Source organism: Thioclava sp. ISO4, assembly GCF_058105145.1.
The window spans coordinates 2,237,697-2,260,116 of record NZ_CM176571.1 but is presented as its reverse complement, the minus strand read 5'-3'; the positions used below and the strand labels follow the sequence as shown (position 1 = coordinate 2,260,116).

Sequence of the window (22,420 nt, the reverse complement as noted above, 5' to 3'; positions counted from 1 at the left end):
CGCCATGAAAGATCTGCACACGCCCCGCCCCGTACCCCGGCCCGTTCCGCGCGCCGTCAACTGGAACCGCCTTCAGGACGACAAGGATCTCGAAGTCTGGAACCGGCTCACGTCGAATTTCTGGCTGCCCGAGAAGGTGCCGCTGTCGAACGACATTCAAAGCTGGTCGCAACTGACCGAGGACGAACAGACCCTCACGATCCGGGTCTTCACCGGGCTGACGCTTCTGGACACGATCCAGAACACGGTCGGCGCGCCCGCGCTGATGGCCGATGCCGCGACGCCCCATGAGGAAGCCGTGCTGTCGAACATCGCCTTCATGGAGGCGGTGCACGCGCGCAGCTATTCGTCTGTCTTCTCGACACTGTGCAACACCGCAGAGGTCGACGAGGCTTTCCGCTGGTCGCAGGAAAACCCGCATCTGCAGGCGAAATCGCGGCTGATCCTCGACGAATACGACGCGACGGCGAGCCCGCTGAAGCGCAAGGTGGCGAGCGTCTTCCTCGAGAGCTTCCTGTTCTATTCGGGCTTCTACCTGCCGATGCACTGGTCGAGCCGCGCGCGCCTGACCAACACCGCCGACCTGATCCGCCTGATCATCCGCGACGAGGCGATCCACGGCTATTACATCGGCTACAAGTTCCAGCGCGCGCTGGAGCGGGTGAGCGAGCCCGAGCGCGCCGAGATCAAGGATTTCGCCTTCTCGCTGATGTTCGACCTCTATGACATCGAGGGCCGCTATACCGAGCAGCTCTATGACGGTCTGGGTCTGACCGAGGATGTGAAGCACTTCCTGCATTACAACGCCAACAAGGCGCTGCAGAACCTCGGCTACGAGGCGCTGTTCCCTGACGAGGCCACCCGCGTGAACCCAGCGATCCTCGCCGCCCTCTCGCCCGGATCGGACGAGAACCACGATTTCTTCTCGGGCTCGGGGTCGAGCTACGTGATCGGCAAGGCCGTCGCGACCGAGGATGAGGACTGGGCGTTCTAAGAGCGCGCCTGCCACAGAAATGCGAAAGCCCCCTGCCGCGTGCGACAGGGGGCTCCGGGACGATCCGTTTCAAAGGCGATCAGGCTTGGCCGTCGACCACCACGACCAGATTGCCGTCGGCGTCGATATAGGCGGCGGCGACATCCTCGGCCGTGTAGCCGGTGCCATCGAAGACGCTGCTGGGAAGCTGGCTGTAATCGGCATCCACGTCAGCGCTCATCGCGTTTTCGAGCGCGGCGGAGCCGTTCTCTGCGCCTGCGCCTTTCAGGTCGGAAAGCGCGACGATCTCGGCATTGCCATCGGTGCCCACTTCATAGTCGGCGAACTGCTCGGTGGAGGCTTCTCCGTTTGCCTTCAGGCCCGCGATGAGCTGCCCATAGGTCGTCACCGACCCATCTTGACCCATGTCGGCATTGGTTCCGGCATCTGCCGAAGCGCCCATATCCGCGCTCGCGCCGACCTCAGCGCCTGCACCTTGTGCCGCAACCGATGCGGCGCCGTTCGTTTCCGTCGAGACGTCAGCCTGAGCGAGGGCCGCAACGGGCGCGGCACCGGCCAGAAGTCCTGCGATGGCGATCGACTTGATGGTGTAGGTCATAGTGTTCTCCTTCCATTATATGCGCCGACCGTCGGCCGGCAGACAGAGAACACCGCGGGGTGAGGACCGTTCCTGAGCCTTCGCGGGCTCGGAGAAACCCCGCTCAAAGGTCGAAAATCCTGCGCACGATCATGCCGGGGAACCGGGCGGCACTCTGTTTGGCAGGAACAACTTCCGGAGCCGCGATTACGCGCGGCCCCTCGATCGCCTTGGCTCAGCTGTTCAGCGTCAGCGAGCTGTCGAAGGTCAGCCGGAAATAATCGTAGAGCGCGACGGCGCCCGGAGACAGCTCGGCCCCGCGTCGCCAGGCCAGACCGACATCCATCGTCGGAACCGGCGGATCGGTTTCGACCGTCACGATGCGTTTGCCCTCGAGAGACCAGGGCCGATAGACCATGTCGGAGAGCACGGTCACCCCCTGTCCGTTCGCCACGATCGAGCGCACCGCCTCGATCGACGAGGTGCGCAGCTTCACGCGCGGCTGGGTCGAACCGAAGTTCCAGTATTTCATCGTCGTGTTCGCCGCCTCGTCGACGGTGAGCATGATATAGTCCTCGTCGGCGATCTCCTTGAAATCGACGCTGCGCAGGTTCGCCAGCCGATGGCCCTGCGGCAGCCAGAGCCTGCGGGGCGAGCGCATCAGCGTCTCGCTCTCCAGTTCCGGGTTCATCACGTTCGAGGTCAGCACGATCGCGATGTCGAAGCGGTTCGACAGCAGCCCTTCCTCCACCGCCTCGCGGTTCAGCTCGTGGAGCTGAATATCGAGATTGGGATGCAGCCGCGCCAGCCGCCCCAGATGATAGGGCAGGAAATACCCGATCACCGTGTAGGTGGTCGCGACGAGAACCCGCCCGGTGACGCCGGAGCTGCGCTCGCGGATATTCACTGCTTCGTCGAGCTTGGTGAGGATATCGTAGGACAGGCCCAGCAACTCGCGCCCCGACTGGGTCAGCTCCATCCCGTGCGAGGTCCGGGTGAAAAGCTCGGTATCCATCTCGGCCTCAAGCTCTCGGATCGCGGTCGTCACCGAGGACTGCGAAATCGAGAGTTCGTTCGCCGCCCGGCTGACCTGACCGGTCTCGGCGGTGGCCACGAAATACTTGAGCTGACGGAAGTTCATGCCGCCTCCTTTCGGTTTTTCCGATAATGGCATCCCGTCATTTCAGATACCCAACGTTCGCAATCTGCTCAGCACAAAATCAACGTTCTATTTTTCAATGGGTTACGCCTGACGTCGCGACCCACCTTTATCGGATAACACGATAAAGCTGTCGGTGATATTAGAATTTTACATGTCGTTCACATTATCGAAAGCTGATCTTGCAACAGAGATCTGGAAAGAGACATGCCGAAACTCATCGACCTGAACTGTGACCTCGGAGAAGGCTTCGGCCATTGGGGCATGGCTGGCGCGCCGGATGATCAGCTGATGCCGCTGATCTCCTCGGCCAATGTCGCGAACGGTTTTCACGCCGGTGACCCGATGCAGATGAACCGGGTCGCGAAGCTCTGCCATCAGCATTCCGTCGGTCTCGGCGCACATCCCGGCTATCGCGATCTCGTAGGCTTCGGGCGCCGCCACATCAACGCGAGCTCCGAAGAGCTGGTGAACGACATCATCTACCAGGTGGGGGCGATGCGCGAATTCGGCCGCCGCTACGGGGTGCCGCTGCAGCACGTCAAACCGCACGGTGCGCTCTACATGGAGGCCGCGCGCAACGAGGACCTCTCGCGCCATCTGGTCGAGACGCTGCAACGCTACGCGCCGGGGCTGATCCTGTTCTGCATGGATATCTCGAAGACCTACGCGGTCGCCAAGCGCCTCGGTCAGCCGGTCGTGCGCGAGTTCTATGCCGACCGTGACTATGACGACAGCGGCTCGATCGTCTTCGCCCGCCACGTCTCCGCCCCCGACCCCAAGAAGCTCGCGGCGAAATGCGTGCGCGCCTGCCTCGAGAACACCGTCGAGACGGTCACCGGAAAGACGATTACGGTGGAGTTCGAGTCGATCTGCTTCCACTCGGACACGCCCGGTGCGCTGGAAATCGGCCACGCGATCAAGACTGCACTGCAAGAAAACGGCGTTACCATTGCCCCCGCGGCGATGGTTCTCGCTGAAAATGAAAAGACCTGACAGGAGAGAGCCATGACGGATATCGTTTCCCCGCTTCCCGGAACTTTCTACCACAAGCCCGACCCGAATTCGGCGCCGTTCAAATCCGCGGGCGACGCGGTCGCGGTCGGCGACACGATCGGGCTGATCGAGGTGATGAAGACCTTCATCGAGGTGAAAGCCGAGGCCGCGGGCACCTTCTCGGACTATGTCGCGGCGGATGCGACGCCGGTTTCGGCGGGCGATGTGCTCGCGAAGATGGGCTGATCCAATGGCGATCGAAACTCTCTTCATTGCAAACCGGGGCGAGATCGCCGTGCGGATCATCCGCGCTGCGCAATCGCTCGGCATCAAGACGGTGCAGGCCTATTCCGAGGCCGATGCCGAGATGCTGGCGGTCAAGCTCGCCGACGCGGCGGTCTGCGTCGGGCCCGCCCCGGCTGCGAAATCCTACCTGAACATCCCCGCCGTCGTGGCGGCCGCGAAAGACGCGGGCGCCGATGCGGTCCATCCGGGCTACGGGTTTCTCGCCGAGAACGCCGATTTCGCCCGCGCCGTGGAAGACGCCGGGATGATCTTCGTCGGCCCCAAGGCCGAGACGATCGAGCGGATGGGCGACAAGGTCGCCGCCCGGATCGCCGCAAAAGAGGCGGGCGTGCCGACGGTGCCCGGCTCTGACGGGCGCATCACGGCCGACGAGGCGCTGAGCGTGGCGGACGAGATCGGCTACCCGGTGATGATCAAGGCCGCCGCCGGTGGCGGTGGGCGCGGCATCCGGATCGCGCAGGACGCGGCCGAGCTGGCCCGTCTCGCCCCGCAGGCCCGCGCCGAGGCCGAAGCGGCTTTCGGCGACGGTGGCCTCTATCTGGAGAAGGTGATCGTCAATCCGCGCCATATCGAGGTGCAGATCCTCGGTGACGGCACGGGGGCCGCGGTCCATTGCTACGAGCGCGAATGCTCGCTGCAGCGCCGCCGCCAGAAGGTCTGGGAAGAAGCCCCCGCTTTCGGCCTGCCGGACGCCACGCGCGAGGCGATGTGCAACGCGGCGGTCGCGCTGGCCGAAGCCGTGAACTATCGCGGCGCGGGCACGATCGAATATCTCTACGATGCGGCCGCTGATGAATTCTACTTCATCGAGATGAACACCCGCATTCAGGTCGAACATCCCGTGACCGAGATGATCACCGGGCTCGATCTGGTCGCGATGATGCTGCTGATCGCGGGCGGCGAGACGCTGCCTGTCACGCAAGATCAGATCACCTGCACGGGCCATGCGATCGAGGTGCGCCTCAATGCCGAGGATCCGCTGATGCAGTTCCTGCCCTTCCCCGGCAAGGTGGCCTCGCTGTCGATCCCCGAAGGCAACGGGCTGCGCTTCGATCACTTCCTCTATGAGGGCTATCAGATCCCGCCCTTCTACGACTCGCTTCTGGGCAAGATGATCGTGCATGCGCCGACCCGCGAGGCCGCGATCGACCTGATGGCCGAGACGCTGAAAGACCTGGAAATCGGCGGTCTGAAGACCACCACGCCCCTGCATCTGGCGCTTGCCGCCGATCCGGGCGTGCGCGCCGGCGACTTCCATACGCAATGGCTCGAGCCGTGGCTCGATGCCGGCAACCTCACCGCAACCGACGCAGCATAGGAGATCCCCATGAAGACAAGGTATTCCTTTGGCGGCGACGAGCACGTCTATGTCGAGGTCGACGAGGAGATGTCGCTCGAAGCCTTCTTCGTAGCACTGTCGCTGCGCAACGCCGTGGCCGAGGCGAACATTCCCGGTGTGACCGAGATCTGCCCCGCCAATGCCAGTTTTGAAGTGCGCTTCAACCCCGACGTGATCTCGCCCGACGAGATGATGGCGCGGATCAAGGAGCTCGAGCACAAGGCCGAGGCCGGCGAGAAGCGCCTCGACACGAGGATCGTCGAGGTCCCGGTCTATTTCCAGGACCCCTGGACCCACGAGACCCTGATGCGGTTCCGCGAACGCCATCAGGACCCGGAGGCAACCGATCTCGAATATGCCGCGCGGATCAACGGTTATGACAGCGTGGAAGCCTTCATCGAGGCCTATCACTCGCAGCCGTGGTTCGTCTCGATGGTGGGTTTCGTGGCGGGCTTGCCCTTCCTTTACCAGCTCGTCGAGCGCGAGAAGCAGATCGAGGTGCCGAAATACCTGCGCCCCCGGACCGATACGCCCAAGCACACGGTCGGTATCGGCGGCTGCTTCGGCTGCATCTACTCGGTGCGCGGCGCGGGCGGCTACCAGATGTTCGGCATCACCCCGATGACGATTTTCGATCCGACCCAGACCGTCTCCTATCTGCAAGACTTCATGGTCTTCTTCAAACCCGGCGACATCGTGAAGTGGAAACCGATCGACCGCGCCGAGTTCGACCGGATCGAGGCCGCCGTGAAAGACGGCACCTATACCCCCCGCATTGCCGAAGTGACCTTCGATCTCGAAGCGTTCAACGCCGATATGGCGGGCACCAATGCGAAACTGATGGAGGCCCTCAATGGCGTTTAAGGTTGTCAAACCCGGCCTGTCGACGACGATCCAGGATCTTGGTCGTCCGGGCTATTTCCATCTCGGCATTCCCGAAGGCGGCGCGATGGATCGCTTCGCGATGCGGGTCGCCAACATGCTGGTCGGCAATGACGAGGCCGAGGCCGGTCTGGAAGCCGTCTTCATGGGCCCGGAACTGACGTTCGAGGATGACACGCTCGTGGCCGTCACCGGTGGCGAGATGCCGATCATGGTCGATGGCGAGCCGCGCGAGAACTGGTCCTCCTTCGTCGTGAAGGCCGGTCAGACGCTGAGCTTCGGTTTCCTGAAATCCGGCGCACGCATCTACATCGCCTTCGGCGGCGGGATCGACACGCCGAGCGCGCTCGGCTCGCGCTCGACCTATCCGATCGGCGCACTTGGCGGGGTCGACGGCCGCGCCATTGCGGCAGACGACGTGATCCCGGTCGGCAAATCCAAGGACATGACCGAGCGCACGCTCGACAAGGCGCTGCTCGCCCCGGTCGAGACGCCGGTCAGCCTGCGGGTTCTCCCGGGCCTCTACTGGCACCGGCTGACCCCGGCGTCGCAGGCGCAGTTCTTCGCCGACGAGTGGACCGTCGCCCCCGAGGCAGACCGGATGGGCTATCGCTTCCGCGGTGGCGCGCCGATGGAATTCGTCGAGCGTGAACAGCCCTTCGGCGCGGGCTCCGACCCGTCGAACATCGTCGATGGCTGTTATTCCTACGGCTCGATCCAGGTGCCGGGCGGACAGGAGCCCATCGTGCTCCATCGCGACGCGGTCTCGGGCGGGGGCTACTTCACCCTCGGCGCGGTGATCTCGGCCGATATGGACCTGATCGGGCAGCTGCAACCCAACACCAAGGTGCGCTTCGTCGAAGTGACCATGGAACAGGCACTGGCCGCGCGCACCGCACGCCGCGAACGGCTCGACAAGATCCGCGCCGCGCTCGGGTAAATCCCGGGCGCCCCGCGCCGAAGCTATTCCACAAGCGGGGACAACCCGCGATCAAACCAAGCAACAGAGAGGTCTCTGAACAATGAAACATGTCCTGACATCCGTCGCGCTTCTGGGCGCTACGTGTGCCGCGTTCCCGGCCATGGCCGAGGATGCGTGGTTCCCCTACCCCGCCGAAGAGGTCGTCCCGGCCTTCTCCGCCGACGGCACCGCCCAGCCCATCGAATATGAGGCGCTGGCCAAGGCCGACAAGGATTACAAGATCTGCGTCTCCTTCCCGCATATGAAAGACGCCTATTGGCTGGGCGTCGATTACGGCGTGACCGAAGAGGCCAAGCGCGAAGGCGTCAGCCTGAACGTCGTCGAGGCCGGTGGCTACACCAACCTCGCCAAGCAGATCAGCCAGATCGAGGACTGTGCCGCCGGTGGCGCGCAGGCGGTCATCATCGGGGCGATCTCCTATGACGGTCTGAACTCGGTCGTGAAGGAACTGGCCGACAAGGACATCCCGGTCATCGACCTCGTCAACGGCATGTCCTCGCCCGACCTCGCGGCCAAGTCGCTCGTCTCCTTCGAGACGATGGGTCGCGAAATCGGTGCCTACCTCGCGCAGAAGCACCCCGAGGGCAGCGACGAAGTGACCGTCGGCTGGTTCCCGGGCCCGGCAGGCGCAGGCTGGGTCGAAGCCGCGAACAAGGGCTTCATGGAAGCCGTGAAGGGTTCGGCCGTCAAAGTGCTCGAGCCGCGCTATGGCGATACCGGCAAGGAAGCCCAGCTCAAGCTCGTCGAAGACGTGCTGCAGGCGAACCCGGAAGTGAGCTACATCGCGGGCACCGCAGTGACCGCGGAAGTGGCACAGGGCCTGCTGCGCGAGCGCGGCCTGACCGACAAGGTCGGCAACCTCGCCTTCTACCTGACGCCCGGCGTCTATAGCGGCATCCAGCGCGGCTTCATCGAGGCGGCCCCGGCAGACTCGATGGTGATCCAGGGCCGGATCGCGGTCGATCAGGCGGTGCGGATCCTCGAAGGCAAGGACTACGTGAAGCATGTCGGTCCGAAGATCTTCGTCATCACCAAGGACAATATCGAAGACACGCCGCGTTCCGCGGTGCTGCCCCCGGACGGCTTCCAGCCGGTCTTCTCGGTGAACTGACGAAGCGCGGCGCCGGCCCTCCCCCTTCCGCCGGCGCCGCCAATTCCTGCCCTGGGAGACAGCAAATGACGAGCAAACCGCTTCTACAGGCGCATGGGCTGAGCAAGGCCTATCCGGGCGTCCTCGCCCTCGATGCCGTCGATTTCGACCTCTATGCGGGTGAGCTGCATGTGCTGTTCGGTGAGAACGGCGCGGGGAAATCGACGATGATCTCGCTGCTGGCGGGCGCCAACACCCCGACCTCCGGCACGATCGAGATGCGCGGCGGGCCGGTCCAGTTCGCCTCGGTGGCCGATGCGCAGGCCAAAGGCATCCATACCGTTTTTCAAGAATTCTCGCTGATCCCGACGATGAGCGTGGCGCAGAACATGTTTCTGGGCCACGAGCCCGGCGTCGGCCCCTTCCTGTCGCCGCGCGCGATGCGCCAGCGGGCAAAGCAGATTCTGACCGATCTGAACTTCGACATCGACCCGGACCTGACCGTGGCGCGCCTGTCGCGGGCGCAACAGCAGATGGTCGAGATCGCCAAGGCGATGCAGGGCGATCTGTCGGTCCTTATCCTCGACGAGCCCACCGCCTCGCTGACCGATCGCGAGGTCGATCAGCTGTTCGAGGTGATCGGGCGGCTCAAATCCGAGGGCGTGGGGATCATCTATATCTCGCATCGCGTGCACGAATTCGAGCGCATCGCCGAGCGCGTCACCGTGCTGCGCGACGGCGCGCATATCGGCACCGCGCCGATGGCCGAGATGACCGAGCAATCTCTCGTGGACATGATGGCCGGGCGCGAGATCCGCGACATCTACCCGACGATCGCCCATAAGCCCGGCGAAGTCGTCCTCGACGTGCAAAACCTCAGCGCCCCCGGCATAGATCACGCCTCCTTCGAGGTGCGCCGGGGCGAGGTTCTGGGCGTCGCGGGCCTCGTGGGCTCGGGTAAATCGCGGCTGTTCCGATCGGTGATGGGGCTCAACCCGACCCATGCCGGACAAGTGCGCTTCAAGGGCCGGGACGTCACCGGCGCGCAGACCCGCAAGCTGGTGAAAGCGGGCGCGTGGTATCTCTCGCCCGACCGCAAGCACGAGGGCCTGATCCTCGCCGAGACGCCGCGCGGCAATCTGGTGATGGACCTGATGGCCGAGGGCGGCCCACTGCTGCGCTCGCGTCAGCTGAGCACCCGCGCGGGCGAAATCTTCGGCCATGTCGAACTGCACGAAAGCTACCGCGCGCGTGTCGTCGGCAAGCTCTCGGGCGGCAATCAACAGAAGGTTCTGTTCGGCAAGGCTTTCGGGCATGAGGCCGATCTCTACATCTTCGACGAGCCGACCGTGGGCGTCGACATGGGTACCCGCGCGGCGCTCTACCGGCTGATCGCGGAACTGGCCGAGGCCGGAAAGGCCGTGGTGGTGATCTCGTCGGACCTGCCTGAGGTGATGAACCTCGCCCACCGCGCCATCGTGCTCGCCAATGGCAAGATCACCGCCGAGCTGCCGCGCGAGGATCTGCGCGAGGACATCGTCCTTCGCTATTTCTTCGACCAGCCCGGCGCCTCCCAACTGACACTCCAAGACACAGAAGGAAGCCCCGCATGATGCAGGCCAATTCCAAGCCTTCGCTGGCGGCGCTGCCGCTGCGTATCTTCATCAAGCTCGGCGTGCTGCCGTTCTTCCTCATCGCGGCCGTCGTGATCTTCACCCTCGCCGCGCCGAACTTCCTGTCGCCGCAGAACTTGATCAACGTGGCACGGCAATCGGTCTATCTGGTGCTCGTGTCGCTGGGCCAGATGCTGGTGCTGATCTCGGGGGGCTTCGACCTTTCGGTGGGCACGGTGATCGCGCTCAGCTCCGTCGTCTCGGCGCTGGCGATGACATGGGCCGCGCAGATCTTCCCCGATGCGATCTGGCTCGTGATCCTGATCGGCGCCTTCGCAGGCTTCGCGGTCGCGCTGATCGTGGGCGCGGTGAACGGGATCGGCGTCGCGCTGTTCGACGTCTCGCCCTTCATCATGACGCTGGGTGTCTCGTCTGTCGGCACCGGGCTTGCGCTGTTCCTGACCGGGGGCGTGCCGGTCTCGGGCCTGCCCTTCGCCTTTGGCGACACGTTCGGCTTCGGTCGGGTGTTCGGAGTTCCCGTGCCCGTGGTGATCGCCGTGATCGCCATCATCGTGATGTGGGTGCTGATGGCGCGCACCCGCGTCGGCGCCCGGATCTATGCCGTCGGCGGCAACATCAAGGCGGCGCATCTGTCGGCGATCAACACCCGCGGCACACTGATCCTCGTCTATGGGCTTTGCGCCGTGATCGCGGCCCTGACCGGCCTGCTGCTGACCGCGCGCGTCGAGAGCGGCGATGCGAACCTTGGCGGCACGATCGCAATGGAGAGCATCGCGGCCTGCGTCATCGCCGGGGTCTCGCTGCGCGGCGGGATCGGCCGGGTGGAGAATGTCGTGCTCGGCGCGTTCTTCATCATCCTGATGCAAAACGGGATGAACCTCGCGCAGGTCAGCTCCTACATGCAGATGGTTCTCATCGGCCTGTTGCTCATCTTCGCGGTGATCTTCGACCAGCTGCGCTACCGGATGATCGTGAAAGGCTAAACCGCCTTGCCCCGCCGGGTGCGCGTCCTGCGCGCCCGGTTTTTCCTTTTCCGCCTCGGCGGCCCTTTCCCAAACCATGATCGACGCACGCCAAGCAGGCGCCCGCAGAACGCCTGCGCCAGAGCGCCCCCCCCCCCGTGCGAAGCCGTCTTCCCGGAAAACACTGAAAGCCAACAAAGTTCGCCGCATATGGGCGCGATCCCCCCTGCGTCACATTTGCGCTAGCTACCGGCGCTCAGGTTTGCAAAAGTAGTCAAAAGACATGCGCGAAGAGGGACGTCATGGTTGGAATTGGAACGGGCCTCGCACGGCTCGCGATGGTGGCGGTTCCGACCGCACTCGGTGTTGCCGCGATCGTTTTCGCGGGCGATCTGAAATCTCTGCCCAGCCCGAACGAGGCGAACCGCCCCGCTGCGCTGGTGCGGGTGATCACGCTCGCCCCGATCGAGATGATCCCGCGCGTCACCGGCTATGGCACGGTCGCGCCGGTGCGCGAATGGCGCGCCGTCGCCCGGATCGAGGGGGAAATCCGCGACATCGCCAAGCCGCTCGCGCCGGGCGATATCGTGGCCAAGGACACGCCGCTTTTCACCATCGACGACAGCGATCTGAAGTTGCAGCGCGCCAGTCTCGAGGCGCAGGTCGCGGCCTCCAAGGTCAAGGATGAGACGGTGCGCACGAGCCTTGAACTCGCGCGGTCCGATCTCGCGCTCGCCCAGGACGAGCTCGACCGCCAGAAGACGCTGCACGATCTGGGCCGGATCACCCAGCCCCAGCTCGACGCGGCGCGCCGCCAGCAGCTGACCGCGCAGACCAAGGTGACCGATCTCGAAAGCCAGCTGAAGCTGAACGAGGCCGAACGCGAGGTGCTCGATACGCAGGCGGCGACGATCGACCGCTCGATCGGGCTGTCGACGATCACCGCGCCCTTTGAGCTGCGGGTGAACGCGCTCGACGCGGATCTCGGCCAATATGTCAATCGCGGTCAGGTTCTGCTGAGTGGCGAAGGCGTCGCGGCGGTCGATATTTCTGCGCAATTCCCGATCGGGCGGATGGGCCCCCTGCTCCGGCTCGCGGGCGACGGCACCGAGGTCACCGATCTAAAGGCGCGCGTCACCCTGCCCGAGCCCGAGCACCCCATTGTCTGGAAGGCCAAGGTCGAGCGGATGGGCGAGGCGATTGACGAGACCACGCAAAGCGCGCCCGTCGTGGTGCGGGTCGACGATCCGCTGGGTCAGGCACAGGCGGGCGAGCGCCCGCCCCTGCGGCGCAACATGGTCGTCGCGGTGGAACTCGCCGCGCCGAAGCAGAGCCTGCTCGTCGTGCCCGCCGAGGCGGTCGCGGGCGGCACCGCGATGGTGGTGTCCGAGGATGGCACGCTGGAGAAGCGCGCGGTGAAGACCAGCTTCGTCTCCGGCGATCTGGCGGTGATTGCGCAGGGCCTCAAGGCGGGCGACAAGCTGGTCGTCACCGATCCCTCCATCGCCGTGCCGGGCATGACGGTCAAGGCGGCCGAGGATGAGGCGCGCAAGGCCGAGATCGCCGCCGAGGCGCTTGGCCAGACGGCCACCAGCCCGCAACCGGGCAGCGGTGGCGGTGGCGGAGGTGGCGGCGGCGGCAAGGGCACCGCGCCCGAAGGCGACGCCGCACCGAGCGGAGACAGCGCCACCAAGCCCGCGGGAGATGCGCAATGATCGCGCTTTTTGCTGGTCATCGCACGGCGGCCAATATCGCGATGATCGCGATTGCGGGCCTCGGGCTGATGGCGCTGCCGAGCCTGCAGCGCGACACCTTCCCGGCGACGCCGCCCTCGGATGTCTCGGTCCGCATCACCTATCCCGGCGCCGCGCCTTCGGAGGTCGAGACCGGCATCTGCACCGTGACCGATCCGGTCCTGACGCGGGTCGAGAACCTTGCGAAACTGACCTGCCTTGCGCGCGACAACAGCGCCCAGATCACCGCCGAGATGATCGAGGGCGCGGACATGACGCGCTTCTACAACGACATCAAGGATGCGGTGGACGGGATCAATTCCTTCCCCGACAAGGCCGACGATCCGGTGGTGCAGATCGTCGAGCGCACCGCCTCGGTCTCGTCGGTGGCGGTGACCGGGCCGGACGATCCGGCGGTGCTCTACGCCTATGCCCAGAGCTTCGCCGATCAGCTGCGCGCCGATCCCGCGATCTCGCTGGTCTCGGTGAACGGCTTTTCCGACCGCGAGATCGCCATTGAGTTCGACCGCGCCGCGCTGGAGCGCTTCGGGCTTAACCTGAGTTCCGTGGGCGCGACGCTGGCGCGCTACAGCCTCGATATGCCCGCAGGCTCGATCGAGGGGCGGTCTGGCGAAGTGGCGCTGCGCTTCCTCGGCGAAAAACGCACGCCCGCCGAGCTGGCGCAGATCCCGATTGCGGGAAGTGCCGCGGGCGGCGAGGTGCGCCTGGGCGATGTCGCCAAGATCCGCGAAGGCTTCGCCGACCCCTCGCAGGCCACCTATTTCGACGGCAAGCGCGCCGCCATCGTCACCGTACAGAAGACCGCCTCGCAGGATGCGCTGCGGGTGCGGGCCGCGCTCGACCGCGAAATGGCACAGGCGCAGGCCGAGGCGCCGGGCAATATCCAGCTCGCGATCTCGGCGGATTCCACGCGCAACATCGTCGAACGCCTGCGCATCATCGGGGTCAACGGGCTGCAGGGCCTGATCCTCGTGCTCGTCGCGATGTGGCTGTTCTTCGGGCTACGCATGTCCTTCTGGGTCGCGATGGGCCTGCCGATCAGCTTCCTCGGCGCGATCTTCGCGATGCAGATGCTGGGCTACACGATCAACATGATGACGATGGTGGCGCTGTTGGTCGCCACGGGTCTGTTGATGGACGATGCGATCGTGATCTCGGAAAACATCGTGCGCAGGCGACAATCGGGAGAGCCCGCCCGTGTCGCCGCCGTCAAAGGCACCATGCAGGTCTTTCCCGGCGTTCTGGCGTCTTTCTTGACCACGGCGATGGTGATCGGGCCGCTCAGTTTCCTGACCGGCAATATCGGCGCGCTGCTGAAATACATTCCGATCGTGCTGCTGATCACGCTGACGGTCAGCCTGATTGAGGCCTTCCTGATCCTGCCCGCCCATATGCGCCACTCGCTCAAACACGACATGCGCCCCGGCCCCGTGCAACGCGCGGTCAACGGCGCGTTCGAGCGGCTGCGCGACCGTGTCATCGTGCCGCTTGCCGGGGTCGCGCTGCGCTGGCGCTACCTGACGCTGGGGCTCGCGATCTTTGTCGTGGCGCTCTCGGTCGCGCCCTTCACCGGGGGCTTCCTGAAATACCAGAGCTTCCCGACGCTGGAGAGCGACACGGTCGAGGCGCGGCTTCTGCTGCCCGCGGGCGCGCCGCTCTCGCTGACCGAGGCGCGGGTGAGCAAGGTCGTCAAGGCGCTCAAGGAGATGGATGCCGAGCTGAGCCCCGCTCAGCCGGACGGCCAGCCCCTCGTCAGAAGCTACACGATCACCTATGGCAGCAATGCCGACAGCCCGACCACGGGGCCGAACATGGCCACGGTGAGCGCCTCGCTGCTGCCTGCAGGGACCCGCACCACCGAGGTCGGCACGGTGCTCGATCGCTGGAAGCAGTTGGTCGGCAAGATGCCCGACATGGCCGCCTTCCGGATCACCGACAAGGAGCGCGGCGCGGGTGGCAAACCGATCGACCTGCTGGTGACCGGCCCGGATCTTGCCGATCTGGCGACCACCGCGCGCGAGCTGCGCCGCTTCTTCCGCGGCTTCGACGGGGTGCGTGACGTGACCTTCGATCTGCAGCCGGGCAAGCCCGAGCTGGTGGTGCGGATGAAACCGGCGGTCGCCAACCTCCTGGGTGTGACGCCTGCCGCGCTGGCGGGTGAGCTGCGCGCGGCCTTCCGGGGCGACAGTGCCGTCAGCTTTGCCGATGCGAGCGGTCAGGTCGATATCGTGGCCCGGCTCGCGCCCTCCGAGCGGCGCGCTATCGGCGATGTTCTGGCGCTGCGGGTGCCCGGCAAGAACGGCGCGCTGGTGCCTCTGTCTGCAGTGGCGACGGTCAGCGAGACGCGCGGTTACACCACGATCACCCATGTGAACGGGCAGCGCGCGGTCTCGGTGCAGGGCACGATCGACCCGACGCGGGCCAATTCGCGCGAGCTGATGGCGGCGATGCGGGCGGATTACCTGCCCGAACTTGCGCAAAAGCGTCCCGACGTGAAGGTGCAGGTTCTGGGCGAGGAACAGGACACCGCGACCACCGGCGCCTCGCTTGCGCGCTTCATGACGACGGGCGCGCTCGGGGTCTACCTGTTGCTGGCCTTCTACATGGGCAGCTTCATCCGCCCCATCGCGGTGATCGCTACGATCCCGCTCAGCCTGATCGGAGTGATGTGGGGGCATGTGCTGCTTGGCCTGCCGCTCTCGCTGCCGAGCCTCGTGGGGCTGGCGACGCTGGCGGGCGTGGTGGTGAACGATGCGATCCTGCTCGACGCCTTCATCGGAGAGCGGCGTGCGACCGGAACTCCGATGCTCGAGGCCGGAAAGGAGGCCGTGCGCGACCGCTTCCGCGCGATCTTCCTGACCTCGCTGACGACGGTGGTCGGGCTTGGCCCGCTCCTGCTGGAGACCTCGACGCAGGCGCAATTCCTGCGCCCGATCGTGGCGAGCCTCGCCTTCGGTCTGAGCGCGGCGACGGTGCTGTCGCTCTTCGTGACCCCGGCGATCCTCGCCGTGCTCGAAGATTTCGGCATCCGCACCGCCGAGCCCGAGCCCGAGGAGACGGCCCCCTCAGTCGAGCACCCCGCCGACGCCATGCGCGTCTGAGGCCCGCCCGCGCCGGGGCGGCGCGGCGGTCCTATCCGCGGCAGGTCTCGACGATCACCTCGCGCAGCCAGCGATGGATGGCGGAGTCGTTCTTGCGCGCGGTCCAGACGACCGACAGGTCGAACGGACCGGGAAACGGGCTTTCGTTGAGCACGAGCCCCTCCATCGTCTTGCCGAGGCGAATGGGCATCGTCGCGACAAGGTTCGACTGGGCAAGCAGCGAGGCCAGCCCGGCCGGGCTTGGCACCGTGATCGTCGGCCGCAGCGAATGGCCTGCGGCTTCGAGTTCATGGATATAGGCCGATTTCCAGCCGCCGCCGTAATTGATGTAGACATGGTTGAGCGCAAGGTAGCTGTCCACATCGAGCGCCCGCCCCGCCATCGGATGCCCCGGATCCATGAAACAGGCATATTCCTCGGTATAGAGCCTGCGCGAATGGAATCCGGACTCGCCGCGCGCGAAAGGTCCGACCAGAACATCGGCCTCGCGTCGCAGAAGCCGCAGATGGCCGTCGCCCAACGCATTCACCACCCCGACCTCGAGATGCGGCGCCTGTTTGCGCAGGGCCGAGACGATCTTCGGGATCATCAGGATGCGCTCGTAATAGTTGCAGGCGATCGTGACCTTGGCGCGCGACTGCGCGGGATCGAAATCCTCCGGCTGCGCGATATCGTCGAGCTTCTCGAGAATCTCGATCACCTGCTGGAGGATATGTTCGCAGCGCTCCGTCGAGACCTGCCGCCCGCCCTCGCGCACGAAGAGCGGGTCCTGAAAATAGTTGCGCAGCTTGGCGATCGTGTAGCTCACCGCCGACTGGTTCACGTCGAGCTTTTCGGCCGCCGCCGTGAAAGAGCCCAATTCATGCACGAGCCGCAGCGTCTCGAGCGCGGCGATATCGATCCTGCCGGTGAACGTGGTTGATTGTGACATGAGGCCCATCAAATTATTTGATGATATATACTAAGTTCATCTTATTGTTACAAGTTGCTGCGGCCTTTAGTCAGGACCCCGGAGGAGATTTCGGGAGGAAACTATGGCGCTCGCACCGCTGGACGAGGAGATTACGCTCGCGCAACTGACGACGGATCCCTATCCGATCTATCGCAGATTACGCGCTGAAAGCCCGGTTCTGCGGGTCGCCTCTGCCGGGCGCACATTCCTGACGACGGCAGAGCTGACCAAGCAGGTGAAGGACAATCCGACGCTGTTCAGCAGCGACGATCCCAACACGCCGATGAAGCCCGCCTTCCGGGCGCATACCCTGATGCGCAAGGATGGCGAGGAGCATCTGCGCGAGCGCATGGCGATCGCGCCGGCGCTGACGCCCAAGAAAATCCAGTCGGACTGGGGGCCGCTCTACCAGAAATTCGCCGAGGAATATGTCGGACGGCTGCCGCGTGGCGAGACGGTCGATCTGTTCTCAGAGCTGTGCGGTCCTCTGGCCGCGCGCATCCTCGCCCATGTCCTCGGCATCCCCGAGGCCAGCGACGCGCAAATGCAGCGCTGGTCGCAGCACCTGATCGACGGGGCGGGGAATTTCGGCTGGCAGCCCGAGCCCTTCGCGATCTCGGACAAGGCCAATGACGAGATGGACGCGCTCTTTACCGAGCTGCGCGAGAAGCGGATCGCGGAGCCCGACGGCTCGGCCTATTCGGTGATGCTCAATGCCGAGAACCCGATCCCGATGAGCCAGATCTGGGCCAATATCAAGATCGCGATCGGCGGCGGCATCAACGAGCCGCGCGACGCGCTGGCCACGATCCTTTACGGGCTGCTGACCAATCCCGATCAGCTGGAACAGGTCCGTGCCGAGGGCGCGTGGAGCAAGGCTTTCGAGGAAGGCGTGCGCTGGGTCGCGCCGATTCAGGCCAGCTCGCGGCTGGTGACAGAGGATACCGAGCTTGGCGGCTTCGAGATCCCGAAAGGCGATACGGTGATGACGATCCAGGCCTCGGCCAATCGCGACGAGAGCATCTTTGAGAACGGCGAGGAGTATTTCGTCTTCCGCGACAAGAACCCCCATCAGGCCTTCGGCAACGGTCCCCACCATTGCGCGGGCGCCCATATCGCGCGGCGCACGGTGGGCAAGATCATCCTGCCGCTGCTGTTCGACCGCTTCCCCGATATGCGCCTGCCCGACCCGGACGCGGTGATCTGGCGCGGCTTCGGGTTCCGCGGGCCGATCAACCTGCCGGTGGAGCTGAACTGACCCGACCCCACGCGGATCGGAGAGAGGAGGAGGAATTTCTATGGTTAAAGTGACTTACGTCGCACAGGACGGCACCCGCACCGATATCGACGCTGACGAGGGCGACAGCGTGATGCATGCGGCGGTCTCGAACGATGTCGACGGGATCGTCGGCGAATGCGGCGGCTCGATGATGTGCGCGACCTGCCATTGCTATGTCGACGAGGCATGGGCGGACCGGGTCGGACCGCGCAGCAGCGGCGAGGAGGACATGCTCGAAGGCGCGGCCTCGGAAGTGACCGACCGGTCTCGCCTATCGTGCCAGATCAAGCTGACGCCCGAGCTTGACGGGCTCGTGGTCCATCTGCCCGAGGAACAGTTTTGACCGCCGAGAGCGTCACGATAATCGGCGCGGGCCAAGGCGGTCTGCAGGCGGCGATCAGCCTGCGGCAGAACGGCTTCGAAGGCGCGATCACCCTGATCGGCGACGAGCCGGGCCTGCCCTATCAGCGCCCGCCGCTTTCGAAGGTCTATCTGCAGGACGGCAAGGCCGAAGCGCTCTACCTGCGCCCCGAGAGTTTCTTCGACACCAAGCGGATCGACTACCTGCCGGGCGCGCGGGTGGAGGCGATCGACCGCGTGGCGCAGCGGCTGAGCGTCCTGCGCGACGGGGCCGAACACTCCCTGCCCTATGACCATCTGATCCTCGCGACCGGGACGCGCAACCTGCGCCCGCCGATCGAGGGGATCGCCCATGCCTGCGACCTGCGCACGCTGGCCGACGCGCAGCGCCTGCGCGAGAAACTCGACCAGCCGACCCGCATCGCGGTGATCGGCGGCGGTTTCATCGGATTGGAATTCGCAGCCGTCGCGCGCAAGCTCGGCCATGAGGTCGCGGTCATCGAGGCCGCCCCGCGCCTGATGGCCCGCGCGGTGTCGCAGCGGATGTCGGAGCATTTCGCCGACCTGCATCGCGGCTGGGGCAATGCGCTTTATCTGGGCCAGCCTGCCGTGGCAGTGGAGCCGACCGGCGTGACGCTGGCCGACGGGACCGGGATCGCCGCCGAATTCGTGCTGGTGGCAGCTGGCGTGCGCCCGAATGTGGAACTGGCCGAGGCGGCAGGACTCGCGATAGACAATGGGGTAAAGACGGATGCCCGGCTTCTGACCTCGGACCCTGCGATTTCGGCGCTCGGCGACTGCGCGAGCTTCCCCGATCCGCGCGGCCGTGGACATATCCGGCTCGAAAGCGTGCAGGCCGCGACCGATCACGCGCGGCTCATCGCGAAGCGGATCGCGAAAGGCGACACCGACGTTTACGGCGCGCTGCCATGGTTCTGGTCGGATCAGGGCACGTGCAAATTGCAGATCGCAGGCTATGCGACCCCCGATGCGGCGGAGGAGGAGATCGCCGCGGGGATCGTGGGCCGGTTCGACGAACGCGGGCTTGCCGCGATCGAGACCGTCGACAACGCGCGGGCCCATATGCGAGCACGCAAACTCATCGCGTCGCCGGAGCCGGTGACGCGCGCAGATCTGGAGGAGATCGCCGCCTAGCGCGGCACATGAACGACAGGCCCTCGGAGGAGGGGCTCAAACGGTCCAAAGGGAGGAGAGACCATGAAACACACGACCCTTAGCGTCGCCACCGCCATCGCGGTCGGTGCCACGATGAGCATCGCGACTGGCGCTGGCGCGCAGGAGCTGAAATACGCGAACTGGGCGCCGCCGACCCACACGATCAACGCGGCCCAGATCGAGCCTCTGGCCAAGGCGCTCTCCGAGGGCACCGACGGGGCGGTAACGCTGCGCGGCTATCACGGTGGCGAGCTGGGCGCGGGCCCAGCCGATCAATATGTGCGCGTGCTGCAAGGCACCGCCGATATGGGCTGGGGCGTTCAGGGCTATACCTCGTCGCAATTCCCGAAAAGCCTGATTGCGGAACTGCCGGGCGCGCTGCCGCTGGATGCGCCGGGCTACAAGGCGCTCTGGCAGGGCTTCGATCAGATCAAGGGCGAATACCCGCAGACCGAAGTGATCGCGCTGTGGGGCTCAGAACCCAACGTCCTGATGATGCGCGACAAAGAGGTGCGCACGCCTGCCGATCTGAAGGGCCTCAAGATCCGCGTCGCCGGGTCGATTTCGGCCGCCGCGATGGAGGCGCTTGGTGCAACCCCGGTGCAGATCCCGATGACACAGGTCTATAACGGGCTGCAAACCGGGTTGATCGACGGCGTGGTCAGCGGCGCCTCGATCCTGTCGGATTTCAAGCTCAACGAGGTCGTGGGCAGCGTGACGACGGGTCCGAACCTTGGCCGTCTCACCTTCTACACGGTGATGAACAAGGCGGCCTATGACGGGCTGTCGCCCAAGGCCAAGGCAGCGCTCGATGCGATGAAGGGCGAGAAGATCTCGAAGATGACCGAGGAGGCGTGGATCGCCACCGCGAACAAGGCGCTGGAGGCCGCGCGGGCCTCCGACAGCACCACGGTGATCGATCTCGACGCGGCTGGCTCGAAACCCTTCGACGACGCGCTTGCCGACGTGACCGACACCTATGTGAGCAAGGTCGGCGGAGAGGCGACGCTCGCCGCGATGCGGGGCGAGTGATGCTCGCGCGCGCGCAGAAACTGGCGGACAGGCTGATCGGCCTGTCCGCGATCATCGGCACGACGGGGTTGATCTTCGTCGTGGCCGTGATCGTCATCGACGTGATCGGGCGCAATTTCGGCACGCCGCTTTACGGCTCGCAGGACCTGCTCACGATGACGATGGTGCTGATCGTCTTCGGCGGCATGGCGCTTTGCGATCGCCGCGACGGCCATATCGTCGTCGACATCTTCGAGAGCGCCTTCCCCCCTGCCCTCAACCGCGCGATCGACATTTTCTCGGCGCTCCTGGGCGTCGCGATCTTCGTGCTGATCGCGGTGACGGTCTACAAGAGCGCGCAGCTGAGCCAGATGCTCAACCTCTCGACCAATCTTCTGAACCTGCCCAATGCGTGGTTCCAATATGCGCTTTGCGTGCTCTCGCTGGTGGGCGCGCTGACGATGGTCCTGCGCGCGCTGCGGCTCATGTCGCGCCACGGCTATGAGCATCACTCCGAAAGGGACGTAATATGACCCCCGCTCTCACCGGATCGGTCGGGCTCGCGCTGCTTCTCGGCATGCTCCTGATGCGCGTGCCGGTGGCCTTCGCGATGTTCGCGGTGGGCTTCGTCGGCATCTGGATCCTGAACGGGCTGCAGGCCGCGACCGGGCTTCTGGCGTCGGAGACCTTCTCGCTCGCGTCGAATTCCGAGCTGATCGTGGTGCCGCTCTTCATCCTGATGGGCAATGTCGCGAGCGTCACCGGCATGAGCCGCAAGCTCTATGACGCGGCCTATGCGACCGTGGGCCAGGTGCGCGGCGGTCTGGCGCTGGCGACGGTCGTGGGCTGCGGCGGATTTGCGGCGCTCTCGGGCTCTTCGGTCGCCTCGGCGCTGACGATGGGCCGCACCGCGCTGGCCGAGATGGACCGCTACGCCTATAGCCCGCGCCTCTCGACCGGGGTCGTGGCCGCGGGCGGCACGTTGGGCATCCTGATCCCGCCCTCGACCGGCTTCGTGATCTACGCGATCCTCACCCAACAAAGCATCGGGCGGCTCTTCATGGCGGGCATCCTGCCGGGCCTTCTGCTGCTGAGCGCCTTCATCCTGACCATCGCGATCCTCTGCGTGCTGCGCGCCGAGATGGGACCGAAAGGCCCCGCGACCAGCGCCGCCGAGAAAGGCCGCGCATTCCTCGGTGCGATCCCGATCCTCATGGTGATCGTGCTGACCATCGGCGGCATCTATTCGGGCCTGTTCTCGCCCACCGAAGCGGCGGGCGTCGGCGCGGCCTTCGTGATCGCGATCGGGGCTTTCAGCGGCACGTTGAGCCTGCGCAGCTTCTGGCGCGCCGCGCAGGACAGCATCGTGACCACCGCCTCGGTCATGCTGATCCTGATCGCGGCGCATCTGATCAACCCCTTCGTGGCGCTGAGCCACCTGCCCGCCGAGGTGAGCGACCTTCTCGTCTCGCTCGATCTGGGACGTATCGGCACGCTGGTCCTGATCCTTGCGATCTACATGGTTCTCGGCTGCTTCCTCGAAGGGCTCGCGATGCTGGTGCTGACCCTGCCGATCTTCCTGCCGGTGATCCTCGATCTCGGCATCGACCCGATCTGGTTCGGGGTGCTGGTGGTGCTGACGCTCGAAATGGGGCTAATCTCGCCCCCGGTGGGGATCAACGTCTTCATCGTGAAATCGGTCGCGCAGAACGTGCCGCTGATCGAGATCTTCCGCGGCGTCCTGCCCTTCTGGTTCGCGATGTTTGTGACCCTTGCAATCCTCGTCGCGGTGCCCGGAATATCGCTGTGGCTGCCCGGGATGATGTGAGGCACAAAGGTCTGGAACGGTGCCGATCCGGCACCCGC

General features: G+C 65.3%; 20 protein-coding genes. 17 read left to right on the top strand and 3 right to left on the bottom strand.

Features of this window, described 5'->3' with window-relative positions; genetic code table 11:
- Positions 1–4 precede the first annotated feature (4 nt).
- Positions 5–994 carry a class 1b ribonucleoside-diphosphate reductase subunit beta gene (gene nrdF / locus AC2TZ7_RS11130; protein WP_489864268.1) on the top strand — a complete coding sequence of 330 codons (990 nt, stop codon included), beginning with the start codon at positions 5–7 and terminating at the stop codon, positions 992–994.
- A gap of 79 nt (positions 995–1,073) precedes the next feature.
- Here nrdF and AC2TZ7_RS11125 read toward each other — a convergent pair whose 3' ends face one another.
- Together AC2TZ7_RS11125 and AC2TZ7_RS11120 are read right to left on the bottom strand one after the other, a co-directional pair.
- Complete coding sequence (locus AC2TZ7_RS11125; RefSeq protein WP_489864267.1) at positions 1,074–1,592, bottom strand: hypothetical protein; 519 nt, start codon at positions 1,590–1,592, stop codon at positions 1,074–1,076.
- A 214-nt stretch (positions 1,593–1,806) separates the two neighbouring features.
- Complete coding sequence (locus AC2TZ7_RS11120; protein WP_078545613.1) at positions 1,807–2,712, bottom strand: LysR family transcriptional regulator; 906 nt, start codon at positions 2,710–2,712, stop codon at positions 1,807–1,809.
- A 225-nt stretch (positions 2,713–2,937) separates the two neighbouring features.
- Between AC2TZ7_RS11120 and AC2TZ7_RS11115 the strand changes: the two genes are divergently transcribed.
- The 10 genes from AC2TZ7_RS11115 (at position 2,938) to AC2TZ7_RS11070 (ending at position 15,776) form a co-directional block, all read left to right on the top strand.
- Positions 2,938–3,726: a 5-oxoprolinase subunit PxpA gene (locus AC2TZ7_RS11115; protein WP_489864266.1), complete on the top strand. Its 789-nt coding sequence runs from the start codon at positions 2,938–2,940 to the stop codon at positions 3,724–3,726.
- Between the two features lie 12 nt (positions 3,727–3,738).
- On the top strand, positions 3,739–3,972 hold the full coding sequence (locus AC2TZ7_RS11110; protein ID WP_078540022.1) for an acetyl-CoA carboxylase: 234 nt from the start codon (positions 3,739–3,741) through the stop codon (positions 3,970–3,972).
- A 4-nt stretch (positions 3,973–3,976) separates the two neighbouring features.
- Positions 3,977–5,350, top strand: a complete 1,374-nt coding sequence (locus AC2TZ7_RS11105) for an acetyl-CoA carboxylase biotin carboxylase subunit (RefSeq protein ID WP_489864265.1) — start codon at positions 3,977–3,979, stop codon at positions 5,348–5,350.
- Positions 5,351–5,359: 9 nt separating this feature from the next.
- Positions 5,360–6,235: a 5-oxoprolinase subunit B family protein gene (locus tag AC2TZ7_RS11100; protein WP_078540024.1), complete on the top strand. Its 876-nt coding sequence runs from the start codon at positions 5,360–5,362 to the stop codon at positions 6,233–6,235.
- The gene (locus tag AC2TZ7_RS11095) at positions 6,225–7,193 is read left to right on the top strand and encodes a 5-oxoprolinase subunit C family protein (RefSeq protein ID WP_489864264.1); all 969 of its coding nucleotides are present in this window, start codon (positions 6,225–6,227) and stop codon (positions 7,191–7,193) included. Before AC2TZ7_RS11100 ends, AC2TZ7_RS11095 begins: the two co-directional genes overlap by 11 nt.
- Before the next feature lie 82 nt (positions 7,194–7,275).
- Positions 7,276–8,346, top strand: a complete 1,071-nt coding sequence (gene torT, locus AC2TZ7_RS11090; protein ID WP_489864263.1) for a TMAO reductase system periplasmic protein TorT — start codon at positions 7,276–7,278, stop codon at positions 8,344–8,346.
- A 65-nt stretch (positions 8,347–8,411) separates the two neighbouring features.
- Positions 8,412–9,938, top strand: a complete 1,527-nt coding sequence (locus tag AC2TZ7_RS11085) for a sugar ABC transporter ATP-binding protein (protein ID WP_489864262.1) — start codon at positions 8,412–8,414, stop codon at positions 9,936–9,938.
- Entirely contained in the window at positions 9,935–10,942 is a 1,008-nt protein-coding gene (locus tag AC2TZ7_RS11080) for an ABC transporter permease (RefSeq protein WP_255266439.1), read from the top strand. Before AC2TZ7_RS11085 ends, AC2TZ7_RS11080 begins: the two co-directional genes overlap by 4 nt.
- Positions 10,943–11,223: 281 nt before the next feature.
- Positions 11,224–12,636: an efflux RND transporter periplasmic adaptor subunit gene (locus tag AC2TZ7_RS11075; protein WP_489864261.1), complete on the top strand. Its 1,413-nt coding sequence runs from the start codon at positions 11,224–11,226 to the stop codon at positions 12,634–12,636.
- Entirely contained in the window at positions 12,633–15,776 is a 3,144-nt protein-coding gene (locus AC2TZ7_RS11070) for an efflux RND transporter permease subunit (RefSeq protein WP_489864260.1), read from the top strand. Before AC2TZ7_RS11075 ends, AC2TZ7_RS11070 begins: the two co-directional genes overlap by 4 nt.
- Before the next feature lie 31 nt (positions 15,777–15,807).
- Here the strand turns inward: AC2TZ7_RS11070 and AC2TZ7_RS11065 are convergent, their stop codons facing one another.
- Positions 15,808–16,707, bottom strand: coding sequence for a LysR family transcriptional regulator (locus AC2TZ7_RS11065; protein WP_489864259.1), 900 nt, complete (start codon positions 16,705–16,707; stop codon positions 15,808–15,810).
- Positions 16,708–16,810: 103 nt separating this feature from the next.
- Here AC2TZ7_RS11065 and AC2TZ7_RS11060 point away from each other — a divergent pair, with 103 nt between their 5' ends.
- The 6 genes from AC2TZ7_RS11060 (at position 16,811) to AC2TZ7_RS11035 (ending at position 22,382) form a co-directional block, all read left to right on the top strand.
- The gene (locus AC2TZ7_RS11060) at positions 16,811–17,986 is read left to right on the top strand and encodes a cytochrome P450 (protein WP_489864258.1); all 1,176 of its coding nucleotides are present in this window, start codon (positions 16,811–16,813) and stop codon (positions 17,984–17,986) included.
- A 40-nt stretch (positions 17,987–18,026) separates the two neighbouring features.
- On the top strand, positions 18,027–18,350 hold the full coding sequence (locus AC2TZ7_RS11055; protein WP_098410769.1) for a 2Fe-2S iron-sulfur cluster-binding protein: 324 nt from the start codon (positions 18,027–18,029) through the stop codon (positions 18,348–18,350).
- Complete coding sequence (locus tag AC2TZ7_RS11050) at positions 18,347–19,522, top strand: NAD(P)/FAD-dependent oxidoreductase (protein WP_489864257.1); 1,176 nt, start codon at positions 18,347–18,349, stop codon at positions 19,520–19,522. Before AC2TZ7_RS11055 ends, AC2TZ7_RS11050 begins: the two co-directional genes overlap by 4 nt.
- 63 nt (positions 19,523–19,585) lie before the next feature.
- Positions 19,586–20,575 (top strand): TRAP transporter substrate-binding protein, encoded by a 990-nt coding sequence (locus tag AC2TZ7_RS11045; RefSeq protein ID WP_489864256.1) that lies wholly within the window; start codon positions 19,586–19,588, stop codon positions 20,573–20,575.
- A complete protein-coding gene (locus AC2TZ7_RS11040) occupies positions 20,575–21,087 on the top strand; it encodes a TRAP transporter small permease (RefSeq protein WP_489864255.1) in 513 nt (170 codons plus the stop codon). Before AC2TZ7_RS11045 ends, AC2TZ7_RS11040 begins: the two co-directional genes overlap by 1 nt.
- Positions 21,084–22,382 carry a TRAP transporter large permease gene (locus AC2TZ7_RS11035; RefSeq protein ID WP_489864254.1) on the top strand — a complete coding sequence of 433 codons (1,299 nt, stop codon included), beginning with the start codon at positions 21,084–21,086 and terminating at the stop codon, positions 22,380–22,382. Before AC2TZ7_RS11040 ends, AC2TZ7_RS11035 begins: the two co-directional genes overlap by 4 nt.
- The last annotated feature ends 38 nt before the right edge of the window (positions 22,383–22,420 follow it).

Bases quoted from the DNA above. Each gene is read 5' to 3' on its own strand.
- nrdF (WP_489864268.1), top strand. From the start codon at position 5: ATGAAAGATCTGCACACGCCCCGCCCCGTACCCCGGCCCGTTCCGCGC.
- AC2TZ7_RS11125 (WP_489864267.1), bottom strand. From the start codon at position 1,592: ATGACCTACACCATCAAGTCGATCGCCATCGCAGGACTTCTGGCCGGT.
- AC2TZ7_RS11120 (WP_078545613.1), bottom strand. From the start codon at position 2,712: ATGAACTTCCGTCAGCTCAAGTATTTCGTGGCCACCGCCGAGACCGGT.
- AC2TZ7_RS11115 (WP_489864266.1), top strand. From the start codon at position 2,938: ATGCCGAAACTCATCGACCTGAACTGTGACCTCGGAGAAGGCTTCGGC.
- AC2TZ7_RS11110 (WP_078540022.1), top strand. From the start codon at position 3,739: ATGACGGATATCGTTTCCCCGCTTCCCGGAACTTTCTACCACAAGCCC.
- AC2TZ7_RS11105 (WP_489864265.1), top strand. From the start codon at position 3,977: ATGGCGATCGAAACTCTCTTCATTGCAAACCGGGGCGAGATCGCCGTG.
- AC2TZ7_RS11100 (WP_078540024.1), top strand. From the start codon at position 5,360: ATGAAGACAAGGTATTCCTTTGGCGGCGACGAGCACGTCTATGTCGAG.
- AC2TZ7_RS11095 (WP_489864264.1), top strand. From the start codon at position 6,225: ATGGCGTTTAAGGTTGTCAAACCCGGCCTGTCGACGACGATCCAGGAT.
- torT (WP_489864263.1), top strand. From the start codon at position 7,276: ATGAAACATGTCCTGACATCCGTCGCGCTTCTGGGCGCTACGTGTGCC.
- AC2TZ7_RS11085 (WP_489864262.1), top strand. From the start codon at position 8,412: ATGACGAGCAAACCGCTTCTACAGGCGCATGGGCTGAGCAAGGCCTAT.
- AC2TZ7_RS11080 (WP_255266439.1), top strand. From the start codon at position 9,935: ATGATGCAGGCCAATTCCAAGCCTTCGCTGGCGGCGCTGCCGCTGCGT.
- AC2TZ7_RS11075 (WP_489864261.1), top strand. From the start codon at position 11,224: ATGGTTGGAATTGGAACGGGCCTCGCACGGCTCGCGATGGTGGCGGTT.
- AC2TZ7_RS11070 (WP_489864260.1), top strand. From the start codon at position 12,633: ATGATCGCGCTTTTTGCTGGTCATCGCACGGCGGCCAATATCGCGATG.
- AC2TZ7_RS11065 (WP_489864259.1), bottom strand. From the start codon at position 16,707: ATGTCACAATCAACCACGTTCACCGGCAGGATCGATATCGCCGCGCTC.
- AC2TZ7_RS11060 (WP_489864258.1), top strand. From the start codon at position 16,811: ATGGCGCTCGCACCGCTGGACGAGGAGATTACGCTCGCGCAACTGACG.
- AC2TZ7_RS11055 (WP_098410769.1), top strand. From the start codon at position 18,027: ATGGTTAAAGTGACTTACGTCGCACAGGACGGCACCCGCACCGATATC.
- AC2TZ7_RS11045 (WP_489864256.1), top strand. From the start codon at position 19,586: ATGAAACACACGACCCTTAGCGTCGCCACCGCCATCGCGGTCGGTGCC.
- AC2TZ7_RS11040 (WP_489864255.1), top strand. From the start codon at position 20,575: ATGCTCGCGCGCGCGCAGAAACTGGCGGACAGGCTGATCGGCCTGTCC.
- AC2TZ7_RS11035 (WP_489864254.1), top strand. From the start codon at position 21,084: ATGACCCCCGCTCTCACCGGATCGGTCGGGCTCGCGCTGCTTCTCGGC.